Source organism: Flavicella sp. IMCC45537 (assembly GCF_057197705.1).
In genome coordinates this window covers 1,073,003-1,097,185 of sequence record NZ_CM170067.1, presented here as the reverse complement: position 1 = coordinate 1,097,185, position 24,183 = coordinate 1,073,003, and the positions used below count along the sequence as shown (strand labels likewise).

At 32.0% G+C, this 24,183-nt stretch carries 19 protein-coding genes; 12 read left to right on the top strand and 7 right to left on the bottom strand.

Annotated features, from left to right (window positions below; all coding sequences use genetic code 11):
• Window positions 1-17: 17 nt before the first annotated feature.
• The 4 genes from AC2DGP_RS05115 to AC2DGP_RS05100 all read right to left on the bottom strand — a co-directional run bounded on the left by AC2DGP_RS05115 (window position 18) and on the right by AC2DGP_RS05100 (window position 5,425).
• Window positions 18-2,945, bottom strand: a complete 2,928-nt coding sequence (locus tag AC2DGP_RS05115) for a hypothetical protein (protein ID WP_484491945.1) — start codon at window positions 2,943-2,945, stop codon at window positions 18-20.
• Window positions 2,946-2,994: 49 nt separating this feature from the next.
• Window positions 2,995-3,618 (bottom strand): hypothetical protein, encoded by a 624-nt coding sequence (locus tag AC2DGP_RS05110; protein ID WP_484491944.1) that lies wholly within the window; start codon window positions 3,616-3,618, stop codon window positions 2,995-2,997.
• Between the two features lie 74 nt (window positions 3,619-3,692).
• Window positions 3,693-4,529 (bottom strand): hypothetical protein, encoded by an 837-nt coding sequence (locus AC2DGP_RS05105; RefSeq protein ID WP_484491943.1) that lies wholly within the window; start codon window positions 4,527-4,529, stop codon window positions 3,693-3,695.
• Between the two features lie 35 nt (window positions 4,530-4,564).
• A complete protein-coding gene (locus AC2DGP_RS05100) occupies window positions 4,565-5,425 on the bottom strand; it encodes a hypothetical protein (protein WP_484491942.1) in 861 nt (286 codons plus the stop codon).
• A gap of 194 nt (window positions 5,426-5,619) precedes the next feature.
• Here AC2DGP_RS05100 and recG point away from each other — a divergent pair, with 194 nt between their 5' ends.
• Window positions 5,620-7,719: an ATP-dependent DNA helicase RecG gene (gene recG, locus AC2DGP_RS05095; RefSeq protein ID WP_484491941.1), complete on the top strand. Its 2,100-nt coding sequence runs from the start codon at window positions 5,620-5,622 to the stop codon at window positions 7,717-7,719.
• Here the strand turns inward: recG and AC2DGP_RS05090 are convergent.
• Both AC2DGP_RS05090 and AC2DGP_RS05085 read right to left on the bottom strand, forming a co-directional pair.
• On the bottom strand, window positions 7,716-10,187 hold the full coding sequence (locus AC2DGP_RS05090; protein WP_484491940.1) for an exopolysaccharide transport family protein: 2,472 nt from the start codon (window positions 10,185-10,187) through the stop codon (window positions 7,716-7,718). The two genes, recG and AC2DGP_RS05090, sit on opposite strands and share 4 nt — an antisense overlap.
• Window positions 10,188-10,196: 9 nt before the next feature.
• Entirely contained in the window at window positions 10,197-10,982 is a 786-nt protein-coding gene (locus AC2DGP_RS05085; protein ID WP_484491939.1) for a polysaccharide biosynthesis/export family protein, read from the bottom strand.
• 96 nt (window positions 10,983-11,078) lie between these two features.
• Here AC2DGP_RS05085 and AC2DGP_RS05080 point away from each other — a divergent pair, with 96 nt between their 5' ends.
• The 8 genes from AC2DGP_RS05080 to AC2DGP_RS05045 all read left to right on the top strand — a co-directional run bounded on the left by AC2DGP_RS05080 (window position 11,079) and on the right by AC2DGP_RS05045 (window position 19,124).
• Window positions 11,079-11,855 carry an O-methyltransferase gene (locus AC2DGP_RS05080; RefSeq protein WP_484491938.1) on the top strand — a complete coding sequence of 259 codons (777 nt, stop codon included), beginning with the start codon at window positions 11,079-11,081 and terminating at the stop codon, window positions 11,853-11,855.
• A 2-nt stretch (window positions 11,856-11,857) separates the two neighbouring features.
• Entirely contained in the window at window positions 11,858-12,421 is a 564-nt protein-coding gene (locus AC2DGP_RS05075; RefSeq protein ID WP_484491937.1) for a cob(I)yrinic acid a,c-diamide adenosyltransferase, read from the top strand.
• Between the two features lie 103 nt (window positions 12,422-12,524).
• On the top strand, window positions 12,525-12,746 hold the full coding sequence (locus AC2DGP_RS05070; protein WP_152287470.1) for a DUF2795 domain-containing protein: 222 nt from the start codon (window positions 12,525-12,527) through the stop codon (window positions 12,744-12,746).
• Window positions 12,747-12,925: 179 nt separating this feature from the next.
• Window positions 12,926-16,261, top strand: a complete 3,336-nt coding sequence (gene secA, locus AC2DGP_RS05065; protein ID WP_484491936.1) for a preprotein translocase subunit SecA — start codon at window positions 12,926-12,928, stop codon at window positions 16,259-16,261.
• A gap of 101 nt (window positions 16,262-16,362) precedes the next feature.
• Window positions 16,363-17,040, top strand: coding sequence for a DUF2461 domain-containing protein (locus AC2DGP_RS05060; RefSeq protein WP_484491935.1), 678 nt, complete (start codon window positions 16,363-16,365; stop codon window positions 17,038-17,040).
• Between the two features lie 3 nt (window positions 17,041-17,043).
• Window positions 17,044-17,790 (top strand): VIT1/CCC1 transporter family protein, encoded by a 747-nt coding sequence (locus tag AC2DGP_RS05055; protein WP_484491934.1) that lies wholly within the window; start codon window positions 17,044-17,046, stop codon window positions 17,788-17,790.
• A gap of 341 nt (window positions 17,791-18,131) precedes the next feature.
• Window positions 18,132-18,524 (top strand): MarR family winged helix-turn-helix transcriptional regulator, encoded by a 393-nt coding sequence (locus tag AC2DGP_RS05050; RefSeq protein ID WP_484491933.1) that lies wholly within the window; start codon window positions 18,132-18,134, stop codon window positions 18,522-18,524.
• A gap of 21 nt (window positions 18,525-18,545) precedes the next feature.
• Window positions 18,546-19,124 (top strand): YceI family protein, encoded by a 579-nt coding sequence (locus tag AC2DGP_RS05045; RefSeq protein WP_484491932.1) that lies wholly within the window; start codon window positions 18,546-18,548, stop codon window positions 19,122-19,124.
• 47 nt (window positions 19,125-19,171) lie between these two features.
• On the opposite strand, the gene AC2DGP_RS05040 is transcribed toward AC2DGP_RS05045, so the two are convergent.
• Complete coding sequence (locus tag AC2DGP_RS05040) at window positions 19,172-19,462, bottom strand: DUF3817 domain-containing protein (protein WP_484491931.1); 291 nt, start codon at window positions 19,460-19,462, stop codon at window positions 19,172-19,174.
• Window positions 19,463-19,636: 174 nt separating this feature from the next.
• Here AC2DGP_RS05040 and pheT point away from each other — a divergent pair, with 174 nt between their 5' ends.
• The 3 genes from pheT to AC2DGP_RS05025 all read left to right on the top strand — a co-directional run bounded on the left by pheT (window position 19,637) and on the right by AC2DGP_RS05025 (window position 23,833).
• Window positions 19,637-22,063: a phenylalanine--tRNA ligase subunit beta gene (gene pheT, locus AC2DGP_RS05035; RefSeq protein WP_484491930.1), complete on the top strand. Its 2,427-nt coding sequence runs from the start codon at window positions 19,637-19,639 to the stop codon at window positions 22,061-22,063.
• Between the two features lie 153 nt (window positions 22,064-22,216).
• A complete protein-coding gene (locus tag AC2DGP_RS05030; protein ID WP_484491929.1) occupies window positions 22,217-23,251 on the top strand; it encodes a quinone-dependent dihydroorotate dehydrogenase in 1,035 nt (344 codons plus the stop codon).
• 84 nt (window positions 23,252-23,335) lie between these two features.
• Entirely contained in the window at window positions 23,336-23,833 is a 498-nt protein-coding gene (locus AC2DGP_RS05025) for a ferritin (RefSeq protein ID WP_484491928.1), read from the top strand.
• Window positions 23,834-24,183: the final 350 nt, after the last annotated feature.

Below are 24,183 nucleotides of genomic sequence, written 5' to 3'. Positions count from 1 at the left end.
CCGTAAAGAAGAATTTGCTACTTTTTCTTTTTAGAAAAATCACGTATAATAACTTTTCTACGTTTTTCTAAAATATAAAACGATGTATAATAACCGTCTTGGTTATTATTTAATACAATTGGTATATTGTTTCTTGACAATCTTAGTTTACTGCTAAGTATTGAATCATCCATAGTAAGTGTATATTCACCATTTGGAAGATAAAATTCGAAATGTCCCTTACTATCAGTTAACGTACTGTAAGTTTTTTCTTTTGTAGCTGTTATTTTAATTCTAGATAAATCCATAGGTTGTTCATCTGTGATGGCAATTTTTTGACGGTCAATGATAACATCACCATATAATTTAACTCCCCTTGAATAAGGTATAAAAACAACATCTTCACTATCGATATTAATTGAATCATTAACTTGTGGAAACCAGCCTTTTAAGTCTTCCAATGCTAAAACGTTAAATTTGTATTTTGCAAGTGGGACTTTGTTAATTTTAGCGATTCCTCTTGGGTTAGTAATAACTTCTTTAGTTCCTAGTGATACTACGATGTTGTCTAATATAACTTCGTCATATTCTTTGATACCATTACCGTTGCTGTCTTGAAAAGCTATAAAAGGTACATTAACCGTATGCTTTTTAGCAAAGGGTATAGGTATACCAAATTCTTTTCTAATCCCCATCCCTAGGGTGAAGTTAGACGATTGAGTTTTACCAATATTTGCAGTTGAGTATTGTTGTTGTTCAAAATTGATAAAACTATAGTCGGAACTATTATAAAAATAACTAGATGTAAAACTAAATCTCCAGTTAGTTTTTGAAAAGTAGTATAAACTTGGACTGATCCCGAATGAGTTGTTATTTGCAGTATTTCTATAAGTATAACTTGTATTTGTTTCTAAAATAAAGCGTCTATTTTTAAATGTATATTGGTTTTGGACAGATCCACGTATTAATTGTGGAATTTTGGTAAGTAAAGCAACATTTTGATTAGGATTAATTGAGGTAAATCCATAATTGTATTTGAAAGTAAAATTCCAAATTTTATATCGCGTTAATGTCGTAAAATCGAAATTAAATAAATTATCAGTAGGAGTAGCTAGAATTTCTTGTGTTAGACCAAATCTAAAGTTAAAAGATGTTTGTAAGTTATGTTCGGGTTTGTATATGGAAAATCTATGTTCATACCCCCTGGTTTTAAATTTGTAGGTCGCATAGTCTCTTAAATCATAAAATAAACCGTTTTGTACTGATCCGAGTTTTGTTTTCTTAGTGATGTTAAATCTGTTATTAGCAAAAGAAGTAGATAATAGTTTGATATCCTGATTTGCTAAAAAGGAGTTAGTTTGTTGAAAACTGTTACTTAAATTAATTGTGCGTCTAGAAGACATTTTAAAAGAAGTGCGATGATTAGCGTTAAGTCTTTCTATAGTGGAATTACCGAATTTAGGATCGGTGTATCGACCATTTACATTAAATTTTAATTTTCTAGATAATGTTGAGCTAATTCCAGCTGTATAGGCATAACCTACTCTTTTGAATCCTGTTGTTTTATATTCATTGGTGGATTGTGCTGCTGAAAAATTAAAACGATGTTTTCTAAACAAATTAATTTGAGGACTAACGGTAATTATATTTGTAGTTCTGCCGTAAGTAAGGTTGTTACTTCTTCCATACGAGGTACTAATGCTGAAGAAGTTTGTAAAGAAACTGTAACTAGCACCATAGGATTCATTGTTTTTTTTCTGGAATTGATCTTTGGATACAGAATAAAAAGCCGTTACTCTGTTGTTATTATTTAATCTGTAACTAGAGCGTATCCCTGTTCCGCCTGTAGAAAGTCCAGCAATATTGGTATTTGTTTGGCCGATTTCGAAAGATTTTCTATCATCAAAATATGCGACGTTCCACGGTACATCTTGAATGAAACGGTTGTTATAATAAGGTTTACTGAAATTGAAATTAGTGTTATAGGTTAAAACACCGTTATTTTTCAATTGTTTTACCCCTCTTAAATTAATAAACATGAATGGATTATCAGCTAAGATGTTTTGGATATACATATCCATGGTCAAAGGTATGGATGGGTATCCGTAATTTTGCATGTCAATTTCATTAGGAAGTTTAATGAAAGAAACTTTTGCCGTTTTTTTATAAGTTTTTTTTGTTCCTGATTTGTCCTCTTTACTATTTATAACTAAGTCATACTTTTTGAAATATTTATTCTCGTATGGTGTATAAGTTGTATTGGAAACTTTCCTTTGATTTCTATCATCTTTTTGAATAGCAGAAGCGTAATAGCTAAAGTCCGCTTCTTCACCTACATCAAGACTGATGCTATTATTTTTTTTTACAATTTCTTTTTCAACGTTTGTAGTGTCAGAAATAAATAAATCTTTTTTAGGAATTTTATGATTTATCGAAATATCTTGTTTATAATTCCCTTTATTAACGATGCTATATTCAAATTTTTTATTGAATTCTTCGTTTTTAAAATAGAATCTATTGGCGGTTTTTACACCAATATCCCATTTAACTTGTTTTTTTGTACGTATGATAAATGAATTGTCACCGATTTGTTGACCATCCAAGTCTAAAATAAAACTATTGATAATCACTTCGCTATTACCTGATTTTAATTTAGAAGGTACTACAATAACCGGTATAACTAGTGTGTCATTTACTTGTAGGTTGTAAGTTTTGTCAGGGTTAATGATACTACTCCAGTCGTTAGGTATAAGAACGTCTAAGGTGAAGTTTAGATTATCATTACTGTTATTGATTATTTTAAGAACATTTGAAATTAAACCAGATTTTTCAATCTCAATTTCAGGTTTGATAAACTTGGTTTTAACTTTCTCCGCGGAAGAACCCTTATATCCATCATTGTTGGATATAGAAGGAGAAGTTTGAGCATTAGTTATTCCTAAATAAAAGAATAACGAAAAGGTCAAAAAAACTCGAAGAACTGTATGAAGATTTTTAAGGGGTATCAAATCTAAATTAAATGTTTTCTTCTAGACGGAAATTAAAAGTTAATCCGAAAGTACCTGGGTTATATGACATACCAGGTCTAATTCTTAATTCAATTTTAAAGGTGAATTCACTGTAATTGCTTATATAGTCTCCAACACCGTTAACGTTTTGTGTGCATGCTCCAGCGTTAATAATATCAGAGATATCTAAAGTACCTGCATTAGGTTTTATAAGTTCAAGAACATTAGTTACATCGCTAAGAGGTACAAAATTGGAATAGTCTGTTGATGTCATACAGTCATTAATCGCGCGAATCTCAAAAATACTTAATAATGGATTTTGACCAAGGCCATCACCATATAAATGTAACTGTTCTAATTCATCTGTCGGGGCTCCATCGTTGTCTAACAGAATTTTTAAATTCCAAGAGCATAAAACATCAGGTGTCGTTTTATCAGTAACACGAATTTTAAGTCTAGCTATAGTTTTGCGAGGGAAACCACCTTCATAAGATGAGAACTTATCAAAAACAAATTCATTATTCCCTGTGTCTTCCAAAAATAACTCTACAGATCCACAGTGCGTTTGAGAATTTGATAAGTTAATTATGAAAACAAAAAATAGAAAAAATATGAATTGAATTTTCTTCAAGTTGCTAATTGTTTTATACAGTAAAAGGATGTAATTGAACTACATCCTTTTACTTAAGTATAATTATTTGTTTACTATTGATCTTCTAATAAGATGTATTGTACATACATAGTATAAACACCAGGTTCAGCATAAGAAGAAGCACCATTAACAGTAGCAATATCTTGAGCTGCAGCTAAAGTATGGTCATAAGCCATTGGGAAAGTAGCAGGTAATCCTGGAAGAATTCTATAATCAATTGTATAGTAATAATCAGAAGTTGTACCAGTTTGGTTTAAATAAGTTCCACCTGGCATAAAGTCTTCAACTCCACTAGTACCACTATGACCAGCAATATATTTACCAGTAGGTCCTGGAGGTGTTCCTGCAGAATTTACATAAATATTATTCTGGTGTAATGCAATTGGATCCGCAGCTACTCCTGCGGTAATTCCATCACTTTGATTTGTAGTTCTGTCATTTTGGAATTGTGCACTATAATCTCTTGTTTGGATTAATGGATCCACAATAGCAGGAATAGCAGAGTTTGGAGTGTTTTGTCTGATTTCTAATAAACTTAAAGGTAATTCTCCAACAGCGTTTACATTATCTCCGTTACCATAGTCAATTTGTTGATCCCAAAATCCATCTCCTGAATTTCCTTGTGATCTACCCACAGCATATAAATCCCAACTTACTGTAGAACTAACTTTTAAGATAGTTGCTGCATATTGAGTAATACCAGCTTGATATTCGTTGATGTCATCAAATACAAATTGAATTTGATCTGGTGTTGTCATTTCCAATTGAAGTACAGGCTGTAAGTCAAGTGTAATTGAAACATCTTTTTCATCGATAAGCTGTGCACTTGCAGTAGTTCCAATAAGAGCTGCTGCTGCTGCGAATAATTTAAACTTGTTTGTTGTTTTCATTGTTTTTTAAAATTAGGGGTTAGTAATTGTTTATATTAATTTATTGAAAATTCCATTTTGGCTGCTTGTATTTCTTCTGAATTCTCAAAATCTAATACTCCTACAGCAATATAATCACCGGGTTCTACATCAGGTGGTATCTGAAAAATAAAATCTCTTACCAAATCAGGTAGAATAGTGAATTTTTTCACTTTTAATCTTTGTTGTGTTCCGGTCTTTAAGTTTGTCAAATCAATATACGATGTGCAATATGAAATACCATCACCTTTATTTTCAGCGATAATCGATATTTTTTTACCAGTTTCGTTATAAACAAAATCTATGAATTCGACTTCATTAAGTGCTACGTTAGGAGGGTTTTGGTATACAAATACACCAAAAGCAAATGTAGGTATAACACCTAAAGCAACTGTGCCTTCTGATTTATTATCTGGGCTCAATGAAGTACGAGCTTCTTGTTGCTCAATCATGATAATACTCCAAGCTGCTTTCGCGCCAGATTCAGAAACAGGCACTGAAACTGTAAAATCAACTTTTCGTTTTTCATGTGGTTTCAATTCTACAAAAGTTGGGCTTATTGAAACCCATTTAGATAACGAATATTTTCCTTCTCCAGCTTCTAAAAATTGACTTTTTCCCTTTCCATTCATATTAAAGTCCAACATTTTAAGTCCGAAACTTTTAGAAGATGGAGTGTCATTGTTAATAGTTATACTATAAACTTTTGACTGACCTTGTTTTAAGTTTAAATGAAAATGTGCTGGAGAAACAGAAACACCGGAAGTCTTTTTGTCTGACGAAATTCCAACTTTTTTTACAGATTTATTCTGTGAATAAACAGAAGTTAAAAACAGCAGTAATACTGCAATAGGGGTATATTTTTTAAGAAGATACATTAATCGGGGGTATAGGGTAATATTAATTGTATGTGTAACAAATATAAATGGTTTTATCGGAAAAACAAATAAAAGTGAAAGAAATTAATGTTTTGTTAAAATGTCAAGTTGCTTATTTTATTCCGATGTTTTAAATAGATAATTTAGTCTTTTAGAATTTATTGATTAGTTTTGACAAGAGTTTTTAGTTGAAAATGAAAGATTTTAATATACCAGTATCTTATTTAAAAGGGGTTGGACCTGCTAGAGCGGAGTTGCTATTGTCCGAATTAAGGATAAGGAAGGTTCAAGATTTGTTTTCACTTATCCCGATAAGATATATCGATAGATCAAAATTTTATAAGGTAAGAGAGTTACAGCCTAACTCATCTGAAGTGCAAATGATAGGTGAAATCTTAAATTTTAACGAGGTTAAACAAAAAAGAGGTTCTCGTTTTACGGCCGTTTTTAAAGATCTTTCAGGAACTATTGAGTTAGTGTGGTTTAAAGGAGGGAAATGGTTAAAAGATTCCATCAAAGAGGGGAAGAGTTATGTTATTTATGGAAAATTGAAATTTTATAATGGCAATTTCAGTATGGCGCATCCAGAGGTTGAATTACTATCTTTATTTGAAAAAAGTTTGCGACCTGGTATTCAGCCCGTCTACCCCTCAACCGAAAAGTTAGCAGGAAGAGGAGTATCGAATAAAGTTATGTGTACTATTCTGGAGCACGTATTTAGGGATTTTTATGGTGGAATAAAAGAATCTTTACCTGTTGATATCATTGAAAAATTTGGATTTTTATCTAAACGTGAATCCTTATTAAATATTCACTTCCCTAAAAATCAAGAATTACTTGCTAAAGCTGAATATAGATTAAAATTTGAAGAGTTGTTTTTTTTACAATTACAGATATTGCACAAAAAAATAAACATCAACCAAAAAATTGCCGGTTATACTTTTGGTCTAGTTGGTGAAAAGTTCAATGATTTTTATAAGAATGGTTTAAGTTTTGATTTGACAAATGCGCAGAAAAGAGTTTTAAAAGAAATCAGAAAGGATGTGGGGTCTGGTGTTCATATGAATAGACTTTTACAAGGAGATGTTGGTTCAGGGAAAACTATTGTCGCTACATTAGCCATGCTGTTGGCCTTAGATAATGGGTTTCAGGCAGCCTTAATTGCTCCAACAGAGATATTAGCAAATCAACATTTTTTTAGTGTAAAAGAGGCGCTTGGAAATTTAAATATAAAAGTGAGTTTGTTGACTGGTTCTTCCAAAACTAAGGAAAGAAAGGGAATTCATGCCGCATTAGAGGATGGATCTTTAGATATTTTAGTAGGGACTCACGCTTTACTGGAGGATAAGGTAAAGTTTAAAAATCTTGGATTAGCAATTATAGATGAACAACATAGATTTGGAGTAGCTCAAAGGTCTAAGATGTGGATGAAGAATGTCAAACCACCCCATGTTTTGGTAATGACGGCAACCCCAATTCCTAGAACCTTAGCAATGAGTGCTTATGGAGATTTAGATATTTCTGTAATCGATGAGTTGCCTCCAGGAAGGAAAGAGATTACCACGGTACATCGTTTTGATAGTAATCGATTAAAAGTATTCAAGTTTATGAGGGACGAGATTACCAAAGGAAGGCAGGTGTATGTTGTATATCCTTTGATAGAAGAATCAGAGGCAATGGATTATAAAGACCTAATGGATGGGTATGAAAGTATAGTACGTGAGTTTCCTTCTCCAAACTACCAAATTAGCATTGTTCATGGAAAAATGAAAGCTGCTGATAAAGAATTTGAGATGAATAGATTTGTAAAGGGAGAAACACAGATTATGGTAGCAACTACCGTGATTGAAGTAGGAGTAAATGTACCAAATGCGAGTATAATGATTATTGAAAGTTCTGAACGGTTTGGATTGTCTCAATTACATCAATTGCGTGGTAGGGTAGGTAGAGGAGCAGAACAAAGTTATTGTGTACTGATGTCTTGTTATAAATTGTCAGCCGATGCTAAAAAAAGAATTGAAACCATGGTAAGTTCTTCTGATGGATTTGAGATTGCAGATGTTGATTTAAAACTTCGTGGACCAGGAAACCTCATGGGGACGCAACAAAGTGGTGTTTTAAATTTAAAAATAGCAAATTTAGTTCAGGATACCGAAATATTGGAAAAGGCCAGGCAAACTGCTATCGAACTTCTTAAGATAGATCCTGAATTAAAAAATGAGAAAAATAAAAACTTGTCTGAAGTTTATTCTTCTTTTGTCAAAAAATCAAATCTATGGTCTAATATCAGCTAGGATTTTGTAAAAAAATTAGAAATCTTATCTTTTATAGATAGTTTTTCATTTTCGTGATAGCTGTTTCCATAACCATAGCCGTATCCATAACCATAGCCGTATCCGTATCCGTATTTTCCATTAGAGGTAAAATCGTTAAGAATATAACCAATATTTTGTACTTCACCATTGATGTATTTGTCATCGATCATTTTCATCATTCCTCGTTTAGAGAAGTTTTGGCGGATTACGTAAATATTAGCATCGGAGTATTTTAAAAGTTCAAAAGCATCTGAAACCAAACCTACTGGTGGAGTATCAATTATGATGAAATCATACTGTGTTTTTAAGGTGTCGAAAAACTTAGTAGTGTTAGATCCTAGTATTAGTTCGGAAGGATTTGGAGGAATTGGACCAGAAACAATTAGATCCATATTTGGGATTTCTGTTTTATGGGTGATTTCTTCAATTGTTTTTTGATTGATCAAATAGTTTACAACTCCAATATTATTATCAATATTGAAATCATTAAATATTTTTGGTTTTCGAAGATCTAATCCAATAAGTATCGTTTTTTTACCACTCAAAGCAAATGCAGTTGCCATGTTAATTGAGACCATTGTTTTTCCTTCACCACTAACAGAGGAGGTTAATAAAATGGTTTTGTTTCTACTGAATTTATTGTCGCTTTCCCTTGATTCGGTCAAAAATTTGATATTAGATCGCAAGGCTCTAAAGGATTCTGCTACCGATGATTTGGGTCTTTCAAAAACTGCAAGATTTGTGGAACTAGTATTCTTTCCAATGACACCTAGAACAGGGATTGAATAACTTTTCTCTATCTCCTCAACACTACTAATACTATCGTCTAATAATTGTTTAAGTACGATATACATCAAAGGAAAGATGATAGCCAGCATTAGTGAAACCATGTAATTGAACGAGGTTCTAGGTTTTGATGATCCTTGTCCAACATCTTTGGCTATATCTAATACTTTAATGTCCGAAACGTTTGCAGCAATTGCTGTTCCGGCCTCGTAACTTTTTTGTTTTAGGTAAGTATAATTACTTTCTGTTTGTTCATAATTTCTTGAGTATTTTACTAATTCTTGCTCAAGCTGAGGGATTTTTTTTAGTTCTCTGTTTAGTTTGTTTAATCTTTTATTAAGTTGATTGATATCGTTTTTGTTTTTTTTCTCCAAAGAGGTTAAATTTTCTACAACAATCTTTTTTCTAGACTCAATTCTGTTTCTAATATCAATCATCTCTGGGTGAATCGCAGTAACTCCTGCATCTTCTAATTCGTTTTTCAAGGTAACCAAAGTGATCAGTTCCTGAGTGTTCGAAATTGTGGTAGGTTCGTTAATTTCGGTAATTGTAGGAGCTGGTATGTCTTTTGAACGCTGATCATGTGAAATAAGATAATTCCGTAAGTTTTTTATGTAATCTTGACTTCTTTGCTTTATCAAAAGTTTCTCATCAATTTCAATAATCTTTTCAAATAAACGATTTCCTTCTGTTTCAACATTATACAAATTTGTCGAATCTTTGAATTTAGAAAGCTCAATTTCTAATTGTTGTAGTCGTTTTGCTTCATTTTTAAATAAAGTATCGATATATTTTTTCGTTTTTATGGCGTAAGAGATTTTATTCTCTTTTTGATCGTTACCAAGTACCTTAACAGATGTGTTTAGGTAATCCACTAGTCTACCTTTATTGGAGCCTGTAAGTGATAGGTCTAATAGGGAAGTGCCAGATTTCAAATCTTTTATATAAATACCACGATATTTATTTACAGTACTGTTAATATTTTTAAATTTTATATAGTATTTTTTAGTTTTGATGAAGTCGTATTTCTTTTCGATCAGGAATTCACAAAAAGGGGTTTTAACGGTGTCTCTGATGTCAAATTCTTTCTGAAATAAAATTTCACTAGGAGTAAAAACTGTTTTTCTATCGTTCGCATACTCATAAAGTGTTCTTGTTGATTCAATATTCTCAAAATTAACAGTTACAATAGCTTTGTTTTTCTCTAGGAATTGAATTCCAATTTCTGTGTTTGCTAACTGATATTTAGAAGAATCTGTTTTTATTTTAAATGGGATTTTTCCGTAAACATCTTCTAGTCTGTATTTACCTTCTTCGAGATAATCGATGTAAAATTTTAGTTGTTTTACAACTTTTTCATTATGAGTCCTTGATTTGAACCTAGCTTTTATTGTTTCTACGATGTTACTAGATCCTCCCCAGTTAAAAGCAATATTTGTGCTTGATGAAAATAGAGGATTCTGCTCTTCTTTTACACTAATGGTTGTGTGGATTGCATATGACTTTTCTTCATATCCGTTTTTGAATTTAGCAATACTTAAGGCTATAATTGAGGTAACAACGAAAAGTTTCCAGTAACCAACTATTTTATACAATAATGGCTTTAAATCTATAGAATTTTCCTCTTGGGATTCATTGAATGAAGAATTCTTGTTTTTCATATAGATTGTTTAGAATGATTTTATCAATAACAAAGTTGTCGCGATAATTGAAAATACAGAGGCGAGAGTGGTGAAGGTTTGCAACCCGGTTGTTCCAATACCCCAAGATTTTGTTTTTATGGGGTTCACGAAAATGATGTCATGTGGAAGAATATTAAAAACCTCAGAATCAAAAACGTCAATTTGAGTTATGTCAACCGTATATTTTTTTAATCCGTCAAATTCTTCTCTAAGTACCTCCACTTTTGTTCTGTCCCCAGTCGCGATAATGTCCCCAGAGTTAGCAATAGCCTCTACAATATTTACTTTGTTCTGATATATAATATGCGTTCCTGGAGCACCTATATCACCCAGTATTGTGTATTTTATTCCTGCCAATTTAACGGTAACAAATATGTTTTTATCAAAATTGATATAATATTTTAATTCGGATTTAACCTTAATACGAACCTCCTCAATAGTGTAACCAAGTACATTTACGTTTCCAACGTAAGGAAGTCTTATGTTTCCATGTTCGTCGATGGTGTAACCTGTAAAGTAGAGATTAGAACCCCCGGTACTATTGTTATTTGTTTGGTTATTATCATTATTGTTAAACAACTTCACTAGATCCTCATTTTTGGATTTCAAGGTAATGTACAAGATATCATTAACTTGAAGCTTGTAGGGTGTGTCGTTTATTTTATGGATGTCTTCTTTTTCAATAGGTTCTCCTTGGAAATAGACTAGTTTTCTATGAGGAACACAAGAATTAAGAATAATTGAAAAACTAATTACTATAAATAATTTGTTCATGGTTAGTTTTTTTATCAATTTACAAATATAAATTTTATTGGTTATAAACAATGAATTTTCTATTACTTTTGCTCATACCTACATGCTGTCTTAATTATGTTTTTTATTCAAAAAGAGTATTTTCAATATTTGTTACGATCGACGAATCAACATGGAGTTCATTCTCCATTTATTTTTAATCTCTTGATAAGTTGCATTTATTTAAAAAGCCCCAAAGGTCAAGTTGATAGATTTAACGTATATAAAGCTTGTTTATTACACTCAAAAGAAATCTTGGAGGTAGAAGATTTTGGTGCTGGTTCTAAGGTGTTTAAAGGCAAACAACGAAAGGTTTCGGAAATAGCTAAAGTAGCGGGCATTAAAAAAAAGTATGGGTTACTATTAATGCGTATGATGGAATATTTTGATGTAGAGAATTGTTTGGAGATAGGAACTTCTCTAGGTATGGCCTCGAATTCTTTATGTAGAAATACAGATAATTTCAATTTAACAACTTTAGAAGGGTGTGAAAACACGATTGATTTTGCAGAGAGAAATATGACCAAGCAAGGTAATTCTAATGTGAAATATGTTGTAGGTAACTTTGATGTAACACTTCAAAAGGTTTGTGAAAAGCAAGTTTTTGATTTTGTTTTTTTTGACGGAAACCACACCAAAAGTGCAACATTAAATTACTTTAATCACTGTTTAGGAAGTAAACATAATAATAGTGTTTTTATTTTTGATGATATATATTGGAGTAAAGGAATGAAAGAGGCGTGGTCACAAATTAAGAAGCATCCTGAAGTTACTGCTACGATTGATTTATTTCAATGGGGAATTGTTTTCTTCAGAAAGGAACAAGGAAAAGAACACTTTACAATTCGATTTTAACGATGAAAATATATACGAAAACGGGAGACAAAGGTACGACAGGGTTGTACGGAGGCACAAGAGTCTCAAAAGGTGATTTAAGAATTGAAACTTATGGTACAGTTGATGAGCTGAACTCTTATTTGGGGTTGATCCGTGATCAAAATTTGGACACGCAAAGTTTTGAAAGTTTGATTAAAATTCAGAAAGATTTGTTTGTGATTGGGGCGGTACTTGCGACTCCGTTAGACAAGGAAATTTTGAAGAATGGAAAAAGGAGATTGGCGGATACTAAGGTTACCGAAGAAATGGTTTTATTTCTAGAGGAGCAAATAGACAATATAGAAAAGGATTTGCCGGTAATGACGCATTTTGTTTTGCCAGGCGGTCATAGTACTGTGTCATATTGTCATATTGCGAGGTCGGTTTGTAGAAGAGCTGAGCGTTTGATAGTGATTTTGATGGGAAATGAATTGATTGAAGAGAACGTTTTAAAGTATATTAACCGACTTTCTGACTACCTTTTCGTATTGGCACGGAAGTTGACTTTTTACAATAAAGCTGAGGAAATAAAATGGATTCCTTAAGTTGAAATGAGACGTTCTTTTAAAATATTGAAATACATAAAAAAAGACTTGATTTTCTCAGAAAAAAAATTATTTTTGCACAAATAACTCAATTAATAGTAAGATGTACTGGACTTTAGAATTAGCTTCGTATTTGGCAGATGCACCATGGCCTGCAACAAAAGATGAATTAATAGATTATGCTATTAGAACAGGAGCTCCGTTAGAAGTAGTAGAGAACCTACAGAGTATGGAGGATGAAGGAGATGCATATGAATCTATTGTTGAAATATGGCCGGATTATCCTACAGAGGAGGATTATTTTTGGAATGAAGATGAATATTAGAAAAAAACAAATATTATCATTTAAAAGTCTCTATTGAGGCTTTTTTTTTGTGTATTTTTGAACGTGTTTTTTATGTGTTTCAAAAACAGTGATTTAGCATTTTATAGAGTGTTTGTAAATGTAAAAATCATTTAAAAAAGAAAAATCAACAACTTGTAAGTTGTTAAAAAAATAAAATTATGAGTATTTTAAATTCTGTCCTTAAAATTTTTGTGGGTGATAAACAAAAAAAGGACTTAAAGTTATTGCAGCCAATTGTAGATAAAGTTCGTTCGTTTGAAGGAGAAATGAATAGTTTATCAAATGATCAGCTGAGGGCAAAATCAGAGGGCTTTAAAATAAAAATTAAAGAAGCTACGCAACCTTTTGATGATAAAATTTCTGCATTAGAAAAAGAGGCAGTTGATGCACATATCGATAGAAAAGAACAAATATTTACGGAAATAGATGCGTTGAAAGACGAAGCATATGATGCTTCAGAAGCTGTTCTTGAGGAAATTATGCCAGAAGCTTTTGCGGTGGTTAAGGAAACTGCGAAACGTTTTACAGAAAAAGAGGTAGTTGAAGTTACGGCCTCTGTATTTGATAGAGAACTTTCAAGAGTTAAGGAGTATGTTACTTTGAATGGTGATAGTGCTGAATGGGCTACCTCTTGGGATGCTTCTGGTACACCAGTAACCTGGGAAATGATTCATTATGATGTTCAGCTAATTGGTGGATCTGTTTTGCATAAAGGTAAGATTGCAGAAATGATGACAGGGGAAGGTAAAACATTGGTTGCTACTTTGCCAATTTTCCTTAATGCATTAACCGGGAAAGGAGTTCATGTGGTAACAGTGAATGATTATTTAGCGAAAAGGGATGCCGCTTGGATGGCGCCTATTTGGGAATTCCATGGTTTATCTGTTGATTGTATTGATCATCACCAACCGAATTCAGAAGAAAGAAGAAAAGCTTATAATTCAGATATTACCTATGGTACAAATAATGAATTTGGTTTCGATTATTTGAGAGATAATATGGCGCATTCTCAAAAAGATTTGGTGCAAAGAGCTCCAAACTTTGCTATTGTAGATGAGGTGGATTCTGTATTAATTGATGATGCTCGTACTCCGTTAATTATTTCTGGTCCGATACCACAAGGAGACCGACATGAATTTAACGAGTTGAAACCAAGTGTTCAGGCTATTGAAAAAATTCAGCGTCAGTATTTGGTTGGAGTATTGGCAGAAGCAAAAAAAATGATTGCAGATGGAAATACGGAAGAGGGGAGTATTCTTTTATTAAGAGTTTACAGAGGGCTTCCTAAGAACAAAGCATTGATCAAGTTTTTGAGTCAAGAAGGGGTAAGACAATTACTTCAAAAGACTGAAAATACTTATATGGCAGATAATAATAGAGAGATGCCAAAAATTGATAAGGAACTTTATTTTGTTATCGATGAAAAAAATAATTCTATTGAGTTAACAGATAAAGGAATTCAATACATTTCTGGAGAAGGGGATCAAGATTTCTTCTTATTACCAGATATTGGTGTTAAAATTGGTGAAATAGATGAAAGTGATGCTACAGTAGAAGAAAAAGTAGCTCAAAAAGAAGAGTTGTATAACGACTTTAGTATAAAAAGTGAGCGTGTTCATACCTTAAATCAGTTGTTAAAGGCGTATACTTTATTTGAAAAGGATAAGGAATATGTGGTAATGGACAACAAGGTTAAAATTGTAGATGAGCAAACAGGTCGTATCATGGATGGTCGTCGTTATTCTGATGGTTTGCACCAGGCAATTGAAGCAAAAGAAAATGTGAAGATTGAGGCTGCAACACAAACCTTTGCAACTGTAACTTTGCAAAATTACTTTAGAATGTATCGTAAGTTAGGTGGTATGACGGGTACTGCGATAACAGAAGAAGGAGAATTTTGGGAAATCTACAAGTTAGATGTAGTTGAAATTCCAACAAATAAACCTTTGTTACGTGATGATAAAGAGGATTTAGTATATAAAACAACTAGAGAAAAGTACAATGCCGTAATTGATGAAATTGTTACGTTGGTTGAAAAAGGAAGACCGGTATTGGTGGGTACTACGTCAGTTGAAATTTCTGAGTTGTTGGCAAGAATGCTATCATTAAGAAAAATTAAACATAATGTATTAAATGCCAAATTGCATAAACAAGAGGCTCAGATTGTGGCTGATGCGGGTAACTCTGGTATGGTGACCATCGCAACAAATATGGCAGGACGTGGAACGGATATTAAATTATCTGATGATGTAAAAGCTGCTGGAGGTTTGGCAATTATAGGTACTGAAAGACATGATTCTCGACGTGTTGATAGACAGTTAAGAGGTCGTGCTGGACGTCAAGGAGATGTTGGTTCTTCACAATTTTATGTTTCGTTAGAGGATCATTTGATGCGTATTTTTGGTTCGGATAGAATTGCAAAAATGATGGATAGAATGGGGTTAGAGGAAGGTGAAGTAATTCAGCATTCTATGATTTCTAAATCTATTGAGAGAGCTCAGAAAAAAGTAGAAGAAAATAACTTTGGAGTTCGTAAAAGATTATTAGAGTATGATGATATCATGAACGCTCAACGTGAGGTAGTTTACAAACGTCGTCGTCATGCTTTGGATGGGAAACGTTTACAGATAGATATTGTAAATATGATTTATGATACATGTTCGTCTATTATTACCTCAAATAAACAAACGGATAATTATACAAATTTTGAGTTTGAGTTGATTCATTTCTCAGGAATGCCATCTCCATTTACTAAGGAAGAATTTAAAAATCTTGCAGCAGATAAATTGGTTGATGATTTGTATGATAAAGTGTATGCATATTATACAGAGAAAGTTGTAAGAAATGCTTCAACAGCATTTCCTGTAATTAAAAATGTTTATGAAAATGAGGCTGATAAATATGAACGTATTGTAGTGCCTTTCACGGATGGGGTAAAAACATTACAAGTTGTTACAAATCTGAAAGAAGCTTTTGAGTCTGAAGGAAAAACATTGATCAGTGATTTTGAGAAAAATATTACGTTAGCGATTATTGATGAGACTTGGAAAGATCATTTAAGAAAAATGGATGATTTGAAACAATCTGTGCAAAATGCTTCTTATGAACAAAAAGATCCGTTACTTATTTATAAGTTTGAAGCTTTTGAATTATTTAAAGGAATGTTAGATAAGGTAAACAAAGATGTTTTGTCATTTTTGTTTAAAGGTGAGTTACCAACACAAGGTGCAAACGAAATTTCTGAAGCTCCTGTTGAAAAACGTGAAAAATTAAATGTGAGTAAGGAAGAGGTTCAAAACATCTCTGAATCGTCTATGTCTAGAGATACAAGAGAACAAAAAATTCCTGAAACTATTATTCGTGAAGAACGTAAAATAGGTAGAAATGAAAAGGTCACCATTAAAAATGTTATGAGTGGTGAGAATAAAGAAGTTAAGTACAAACAAGCCATTCCGATGCTTGATAAAGGGGATTGGGTGTTAGTTGAGGACTAATAAAAAAGCGGAATCTTTAGATTCCGCTTTTTTTTATATAAGTTTTTTATGGTAGAACAACCTCAATTATGTAAATTATGCTAAAATAATTCAGATAAATAATGACAAGAGTATCAAAATCAGCATTAGCGTTTTTAAATAAATTAAAAAAAAATAATAATAGAGAATGGTTTGATCAACACAAACTTGAATTTAAAGAGGAAGAAATTAAGCTGAAGGAATTTTACAATGCTGTATTACAAGATTTAAACGAAAGTGATACCATTGAAAAAATGAAACTCTTCCGAATTTATAGAGATGTGAGGTTTTCTAAAGATAAAACTCCATATAATTATCATAGAAGTATTAGCTTCTCACGTGCAACGGAAAAGTTAAGAGGTGGTTATTATCTAAAAATCGCACCTGGAGAATCAATGATGGCTGGTGGTTTTTTCAAACCAAATCCTTCGGATTTATTAAGAATTAGAAAAGAATTTGAATCTGATGATGTTGAGATTAGAGAAATTATTGCAGCGGAAAATTTTCAAAAATTATTTGGAGAGTTAGAAGGAGAGGAAGTAAAATCAGCCCCTAGAGGTTTTGATAAAAATCATCCATCTATAGATTTGATTAGAAAAAAGTCTTTTTTGGTGACTAGAAAATTTACTGATAAAGAAGTTTTATCACCAAATTTCAGAGAAGAATTAAGAAAATCATATGTAGCATTAAGGCCCTTTTTTGACTATATGTCTGATGTTTTAACAACTGATATAAATGGAGAATCAATTCTAAAAGAATAAAATATGACTAATGATCCTCAGGAGAGTAAAGTACACGGAGAAGAAAATGTTTTTGTACAAAAGTTTCAAGAATATTTGGCTGAATTTGTGTACGGTGGAATAGATGGTAGTGTAACTACTTTTGCAGTTGTGGCAGGTGCTGTTGGTGCTGGTTTAGATTCTTCTGTGATTATTATTTTAGGATTTGCCAATTTATTTGCGGATGGTTTTGCCATGTCGATTGGAGCTTATCTATCTTCTAAAACAGATGTGGATAATTATGAAAAACACAAAGCTATCGAATATTGGGAGGTTGAAAATATTCCGGAAAAAGAAACGGAAGAAATTAGAGAAATTTTTAGAAATAAAGGATTTCAAGGTGATTTGTTAGAAGCGGTTGTTAAAACCATTACCGCGGATAAGGATAGGTGGGTGGATGTAATGATGAAGGAAGAGTTAGGACTTATGGAGGAAACAAAATCCCCTTTTAAAATTGGACTAATTACCTTTGTTTCTTTTCTGATTTTAGGCTTTATTCCTTTGTTAGTCTATGTATTGGATATGTTTGTTGATATCAAAGGCGACCTACTGTTTTGGTCTACCTCATTGACATTTTTATCCTTTGCCTTGATCGGGTATTTAAAAGGAGTAGTAAATAGTAAAAATAGATTTATGAGTGTTGCTACTACCGTACTTATGGGAGCAGCAGCGGCATTGGTGGCATATTATGTTGGTGACTTTCTAGAGGGAATTATGTCAGTCAATAATTAACTATTCTCCTATTAGTTATGGAATTAATTCATTGAGCATCAAAGACTTTTAATAATTTAAATGTTGAGTTATTGCTTCTGTGAAGGTTCTAATATGTACATTCCATGAATTTAAATGTGTAAGGCTTTTTTGAGTTTGCTCACTGTTGTTTCGTAAACAAATGTTTATACTTGTTGTGTTTATTGTTGTTTATACAACAATTGTTCTGAGTAAATTTGTTGGGATGAAAAAAGAATGTATATTTGCTGTGTAAACAATAATTGTATAGACAAATGTTAGTTGAAGAGCAGTTGAAATCTGAAAGTAATCTGAATCCAAATACCAAATGCATTCTTAATTTAATGTACACAGGCAATTGGATTAATGAGAAAAGCAGTGTTTATTTTAAGCAATTTGACCTAACTTCTCAACAATTTAATATTTTAAGAATCTTACGTGGTCAGAATGGTAAAGCCATCAATTTGCAGGATGTTCAAGAAAGAATGATTTCTAAGATGAGCAATACTACTAGGTTGATTGAGAAGTTAAGAATAAAAGACTTAGTTAGTAGAATACAATGTGAGTCAAATAGGCGGAAAATAGAAATTACGATTACAAAAAAGGGACTAGATCTTCTTAGTGAGATTGATAAAACATTAAGAAAACATGAAAGAGAAACAACGAAAAATTTATCTGAAAAAGAAGCGATTCAACTAAATGAATTATTAAATAAATTAAGAACAAATCATAAATAAATAATTAATAAATAAGTAAACATGAAAACAAACATTTTAAAATCAACGGCATTTGTATTAGTAGCATTGGTAACAATGTCTTTTACAGCAATTAAAAAAGAGACAAAACAGGTTAAAACTAGAGAGAGTAAAATCAATTGGGTAGGAAAAAAAGAAATTGGTAGTGATCATAAAGGAACAATCAATATTCAAAATGGTGTATTAGACTTTAAAAAAGATAAACTTGTAGGTGGAGAAATCATGGTGGACATGAGTTCAATTACGGTTACTGATCTAGAAGGTGATTATAAAAACAAATTGGAAGGTCACCTTAAGGCTGATGATTTTTTTGGAACCAATAAATTTCAAAGTTCAAAATTAGTTTTTACAAAAGTAGAAGGGAAAAATGGAAAATATGCAGTTACTGGAGATTTAACGATCAAAGGAATTACAAAACCAGTAACTTTTGAATTAGTAGTGGATGGTAATAGTGCTACAACTACTTTAAATGTAGACAGAACATTGTACGGTATTAAGTATGGTTCTTCAAGCTTTTTTGATGGGTTGAAAGATAAAGCTATCAAAAATGAATTTGAATTAAATGTAAAACTTGTGTTTTAATAATTTTGTCTAAGAATAAAAAAAGCCGTCTGAAAAGACGGCTTTTTTTATTCCTTTATTTTTGCTAAATATTTTTTGTCAATATAAAAAGTGCCGAAAGGAACGAATGAGGCAAAGAAAATAATGATAAATTGAAGGAAAGTCCATTTTACTTTATAAGTGTAATAAATGGCAAACAATACATAAGCAATAAACAAAAGCCCATGGGCCATTCCAACAATTTCAACCAATATAGGTTCCTTAAGGATATATTTTACTGGCATAGCAATACCAAAGAGCAGCAAAAGAGATACACCTTCTGCAATACTTGTAAATCTAAAAAGTTTAAGACTATTCATTTTTTTGAAATTTTCACAAATATAGTAAGAATTGAAAGCTCAACATCAAAATATCCTTTATATTCTGATGCAAAATGCTTTGCTTAAGAGAATTAATTTACTTTCTATATTCTGTTATTTAATTAATGGTTTCCGTATATTTGCCGGCTATTATAAGAACTTTATTTCACAAGAATGAAAATATCATACAATTGGCTTAAGCAGTTTTTGAAAATTGACTGGGAAGCAACAAAAACAGGAGAATTATTAACTGACTTAGGATTAGAAGTTGAAGGAATCGAGTTGATAGAATCTATCAAAGGAAGTCTTCAAGGTGTTGTTGTAGGAGAAGTTATTACTTGTGGAAAACATCCTAATGCGGATAAGTTAAGTGTCACTACTGTAAACGTTGGCGGAGACGAACCAATTCAAATTGTATGTGGTGCTCCAAATGTTGCAGCCGGTCAAAAAGTACCAGTTGCTACTGTTGGAACCGTTTTATACGATGATAAAGGAGAGTCTTTTAAGATCAAGAAAGGAAAGATTAGAGGAGAGGTTAGCTTTGGAATGATTTGCGCTGAGGATGAATTAGGTTTAGGAAAAGGTCATGATGGTATCTTAGTTTTAGATGATGCTTTAGTTCCCGGAACACCGGTTGCAGAAGTTTTTGAAATAGAAACTGATGAGGTTTTTGAGATCGGACTAACACCTAACAGAGCAGACGCAATGAGTCATTATGGAACGGCTAGAGATCTAAGAGCCGGGTTAATGCAACAAGGAGTAAATCTTGAGTTGATTTCGCCTTCTGTAAGTAATTTTCATGTAGATGAAAGAAAATTGAAGTTTGATGTAGAAGTTGAAAATAAACAATTAGCTCCAAGGTATTGTGGAGTAACGATCACAGATGTTAAGGTTGCTGAATCCCCTGAGTGGATCCAAAATAAATTAAAAGCCTTAGGTTTAGCACCAATTAATAATATTGTAGATATTACAAATTATGTACTACATGAATTAGGACAACCTTTACACGCATTTGATGCTGCACAAGTGAAAGGAAACAAAATTCAAGTAAAAACCTTAGAGTCAGGAACAAAGTTTACCACCTTAGACGGTGTTGAAAGAGAACTTGATGCTGAGGATTTAATGATCTGTGATGCAGATGCTACTCCGTTATGTATTGCTGGGGTTTTTGGAGGGGAAGCTTCAGGTGTTTCTGATAATACTACGTCTATCTTTTTGGAGAGTGCATATTTCAACCCTGTTTCAATTAGAAAGTCTGCGAAAAGACATGCCTTGAATACAGATGCTTCATTCCGTTTTGAAAGAGGAATTGATCCAAACTTTACAAAATATGCATTAAAACGTGCTGCACTATTGATTATTGAAATTGCAGGAGGTAAAATAGCTTCAGATATTATTGACCTATACCCAACTAAAATTGAAGATTTTGAATTGGTGCTTTCTTATGAGAATGTAGAAAGGCTAATAGGAGAAAAATTGTCTAATGAGACGATTAAAAATATTTTGGCTTCCTTAGAGATAAAAATCAGTAGCGAAACAGAAGGTGGGTTAGGATTAACAGTTCCAGCTTATCGTGTGGATGTTCAGAGAGAAGCAGATTTAATTGAAGAAATATTGCGTGTATATGGGTATAATAATATTCAGTTTTCACATAAATTAAACACCTCAATTTCTTTTTCAGAATTTAATGGATTAAAGATTGAAAATATTGTTGGAAATCAATTGAATTCTCTTGGTTTTCATGAGATTATGTCTAATTCTTTGACAAAGGCATCTTATATTGAACATTCTGAAAATTTAAATGAAGAGAATAATGTTGCCATGTTAAACCCATTGAGTAATGATTTAGCAGTGATGCGACAATCATTGTTGTTCAGTGGTTTAGAGTCTGTATCTTATAATATTAATAGGAAAAATAGTTCATTACAATTTTTTGAATTTGGAAAAACATATCACAAATTTGAAGATAAATATGAGGAATTCAAGCACTTGTCACTTTTTGTAACGGGGAATAGAACCAGTGATTCATGGACGGGAACTCATAAAAAATCAGATTTCTTCTATGTAAAAGGGATTGTAAAATCAATTTTAGAAAGATTAGGAGCTACAAGTTTAAAAACGACACCAACAAAAAACGATGTATTTTCTGAGGGAATTACGTTAAGCTTAGGGAAAATTAAATTGGCTGATATTGGAATTGTATCAAAATCTATTTTAAAATCTTTCGGAATTAAACAGGAGGTTATTTATGTAGATTTTAATTGGGATAATGTATTAAAAATTTCAAGTTCAAAAGGGATAAAAGTAAAAGCACTGCCAAAGTTTCCAGCAGTAAAAAGAGATCTATCATTATTGTTAGATAGTACTGTAACTTTTGGTGAAATTTATAATTTAGCGTTCCAGTCTGAAAGAAAATTATTAAAAGAGGTAGATTTATTTGACGTATATGAAGGAAATAAATTAGCCGCAAATAAAAAATCTTATGCGGTAAGTTTTTTACTTCAAGATGAAGGTAAAACTTTAAACGAAAAGCAAATTGATAAAATTATGCAAAAGTTGCAAACTACATTCGAGAAAAACTTGGAAGCTAGTTTGAGATAATAAATTAAAAATCGAAAATCCGTAACAAAGTTGTTACGGATTTTTTTTGCACAATATAAATTTCATCCCTCTGCTAAAGATTGTCTCAATGACACAAATTTCGTAATTTTGCAGCGCTTAGAAATAACTAAGAGAATTATAAAAAAACATTCAATGTATAAATCGATTATTCGCCCAATATTATTTCAATTCGATCCAGAAAAAGTACACTATTTTACTTTTTCAGTAATTAAAGGTCTTTCAAAAATACCGGGTGTTTCTGCGATTATACGTTCAATGTTTCAAGTAAATGATCCTAGGTTAGAACGAGAGTTGTTTGGAATTAAATTCAAAAATCCAGTTGGTTTGGCTGCCGGTTTTGATAAAAATGCGGTGCTGTTTAATGAACTAGCGGATTTTGGTTTTGGTTTTATTGAAATTGGAACTGTTACACCAAAAGGGCAAGAAGGAAACCCAAAGAAACGTTTGTTTCGTTTAAAAGATGATCAAGGTATTATCAATAGAATGGGGTTTAACAATGCTGGCGTAGAGGCTGCCATAGAAAACTTAAAAAAGAACAAAGGGAAAGTAATTATTGGAGGTAACCTTGGGAAAAATACAGGTATTCCAACAGAACAGTATACGCAAGATTATTGCGAGGTATTTAAAGCATTGCATCCTTATGTAGATTATTTTGTATTAAATGTCAGTTGTCCAAATGTTGGGAGTCATGCTAAATTACAGGATAAGGATTACCTGATTGAATTGATTCAATCTGTTCAAAAGTTAAATGACAAGGAAGCGATTCAAAAACCAATTTTATTAAAAATTGCACCAGATTTGAACAATCAACAACTTGATGAAATTGTTGAATTAGTTGATGAAACGAAAATTGACGGGGTGATAGCTTCAAATACTTCCACCAATAGAGAAGGTTTAAAAGCAACGGAAAGTCAGTTGGAAACAATTGGAAATGGAGGTTTGAGTGGAAAACCGATTGCAGATAGAAGTACACAGGCTATTAAATACTTGGCAGATGCGTCAAAAAAGTCATTTCCAATAATTGGTGTTGGAGGAATTCATTCAGCAAAAGATGCTTTAGACAAGATAAATGCTGGTGCTGATTTAGTACAAGTTTATACTGGATTCATTTACGAAGGACCAAGTCTTGTGAAACGTATAAATAAAGAAATTCTTAAGAATTTATAAGCAACTTATATTGTTTTAAAAAATGAGCCTTTCTGTTTTATATTCAGGGATTCTTTTTTATCTTGGATTCAAATTATTAGAAATATGATAGAGAAGATTCAAGATTTATTAAATGATCAAATAAAATATGAAGCAAGTGCTTCCATGCAATATTTAGCGATGGCGTCTTGGGCGGATCATGCTGGTTTTAGCGGTGTAGCTGATTTCTTTTACGCGCAGTCAGAGGAAGAAAAAGCTCATATGACGAAGCTCGTAAAGTTTGTGAATGAAAGAGGAGGGAAAGTGGATGTGCCTGCTTTAGAAAAACCCTTATCAGACTTTAGCAATCTAAATGCCTTATTTGAACACTTTTTGAAAAGTGAAATGTTTGTTACCGAACAAATAAACCGTGTAATTTACGAATGTCTTCAGCATAAAGATTATAACGTACATAACTTTATGCAATGGTATGTTACGGAGCAATTAGAAGAAGAATCGACAGCGAGAACTTTGCTTGATAAATTAAATATAATTGGTGAAGACAAGACTGGACATTACTTATTTGATAGAGATATTAACACCATCACAACAGCTGAGGAATAATTTTTTTTGTTAAAGTTCTGTCAGCAAGACAAATATTAACTATCTTTGCGTTTATTTATTCTAAATAAGAACAAAGTTTATGGGACCAGTATTTGTATCTCCTTGTGTAATTAGTGGAGAATGTTCAACTTCTTGTGGTAAGAAGAAAAAGAGCAAATGTTGTAAGAAATATAAAAAAAGTGGAAAGACAAATTGTAAACGTTGTCCAAAAATCTAGCATTTGCTAGATTTTCTTTTATAGTTTGTTTTGAAATTTGAGATAGAATATAAAGTAAAATTTATATTTGTTGATTGATTTAAAATTTAGAACAAACGATTGAATTTATCCAAAAACAAAAACGTAAAGATTA

Coding starts and splice junctions, on each gene's coding strand:
- recG (WP_484491941.1), top strand. CDS start 5,620: ATGAAAGATTTTAATATACCAGTATCTTATTTAAAAGGGGTTGGACCT.
- AC2DGP_RS05055 (WP_484491934.1), top strand. CDS start 17,044: ATGACTAATGATCCTCAGGAGAGTAAAGTACACGGAGAAGAAAATGTT.
- secA (WP_484491936.1), top strand. CDS start 12,926: ATGAGTATTTTAAATTCTGTCCTTAAAATTTTTGTGGGTGATAAACAA.
- AC2DGP_RS05060 (WP_484491935.1), top strand. CDS start 16,363: ATGACAAGAGTATCAAAATCAGCATTAGCGTTTTTAAATAAATTAAAA.
- AC2DGP_RS05040 (WP_484491931.1), bottom strand. CDS start 19,462: ATGAATAGTCTTAAACTTTTTAGATTTACAAGTATTGCAGAAGGTGTA.
- pheT (WP_484491930.1), top strand. CDS start 19,637: ATGAAAATATCATACAATTGGCTTAAGCAGTTTTTGAAAATTGACTGG.
- AC2DGP_RS05090 (WP_484491940.1), bottom strand. CDS start 10,187: ATGAAAAACAAGAATTCTTCATTCAATGAATCCCAAGAGGAAAATTCT.
- AC2DGP_RS05080 (WP_484491938.1), top strand. CDS start 11,079: ATGTTTTTTATTCAAAAAGAGTATTTTCAATATTTGTTACGATCGACG.
- AC2DGP_RS05025 (WP_484491928.1), top strand. CDS start 23,336: ATGATAGAGAAGATTCAAGATTTATTAAATGATCAAATAAAATATGAA.
- AC2DGP_RS05085 (WP_484491939.1), bottom strand. CDS start 10,982: ATGAACAAATTATTTATAGTAATTAGTTTTTCAATTATTCTTAATTCT.
- AC2DGP_RS05030 (WP_484491929.1), top strand. CDS start 22,217: ATGTATAAATCGATTATTCGCCCAATATTATTTCAATTCGATCCAGAA.
- AC2DGP_RS05105 (WP_484491943.1), bottom strand. CDS start 4,529: ATGAAAACAACAAACAAGTTTAAATTATTCGCAGCAGCAGCAGCTCTT.
- AC2DGP_RS05100 (WP_484491942.1), bottom strand. CDS start 5,425: ATGTATCTTCTTAAAAAATATACCCCTATTGCAGTATTACTGCTGTTT.
- AC2DGP_RS05045 (WP_484491932.1), top strand. CDS start 18,546: ATGAAAACAAACATTTTAAAATCAACGGCATTTGTATTAGTAGCATTG.
- AC2DGP_RS05075 (WP_484491937.1), top strand. CDS start 11,858: ATGAAAATATATACGAAAACGGGAGACAAAGGTACGACAGGGTTGTAC.
- AC2DGP_RS05070 (WP_152287470.1), top strand. CDS start 12,525: ATGTACTGGACTTTAGAATTAGCTTCGTATTTGGCAGATGCACCATGG.
- AC2DGP_RS05050 (WP_484491933.1), top strand. CDS start 18,132: ATGTACACAGGCAATTGGATTAATGAGAAAAGCAGTGTTTATTTTAAG.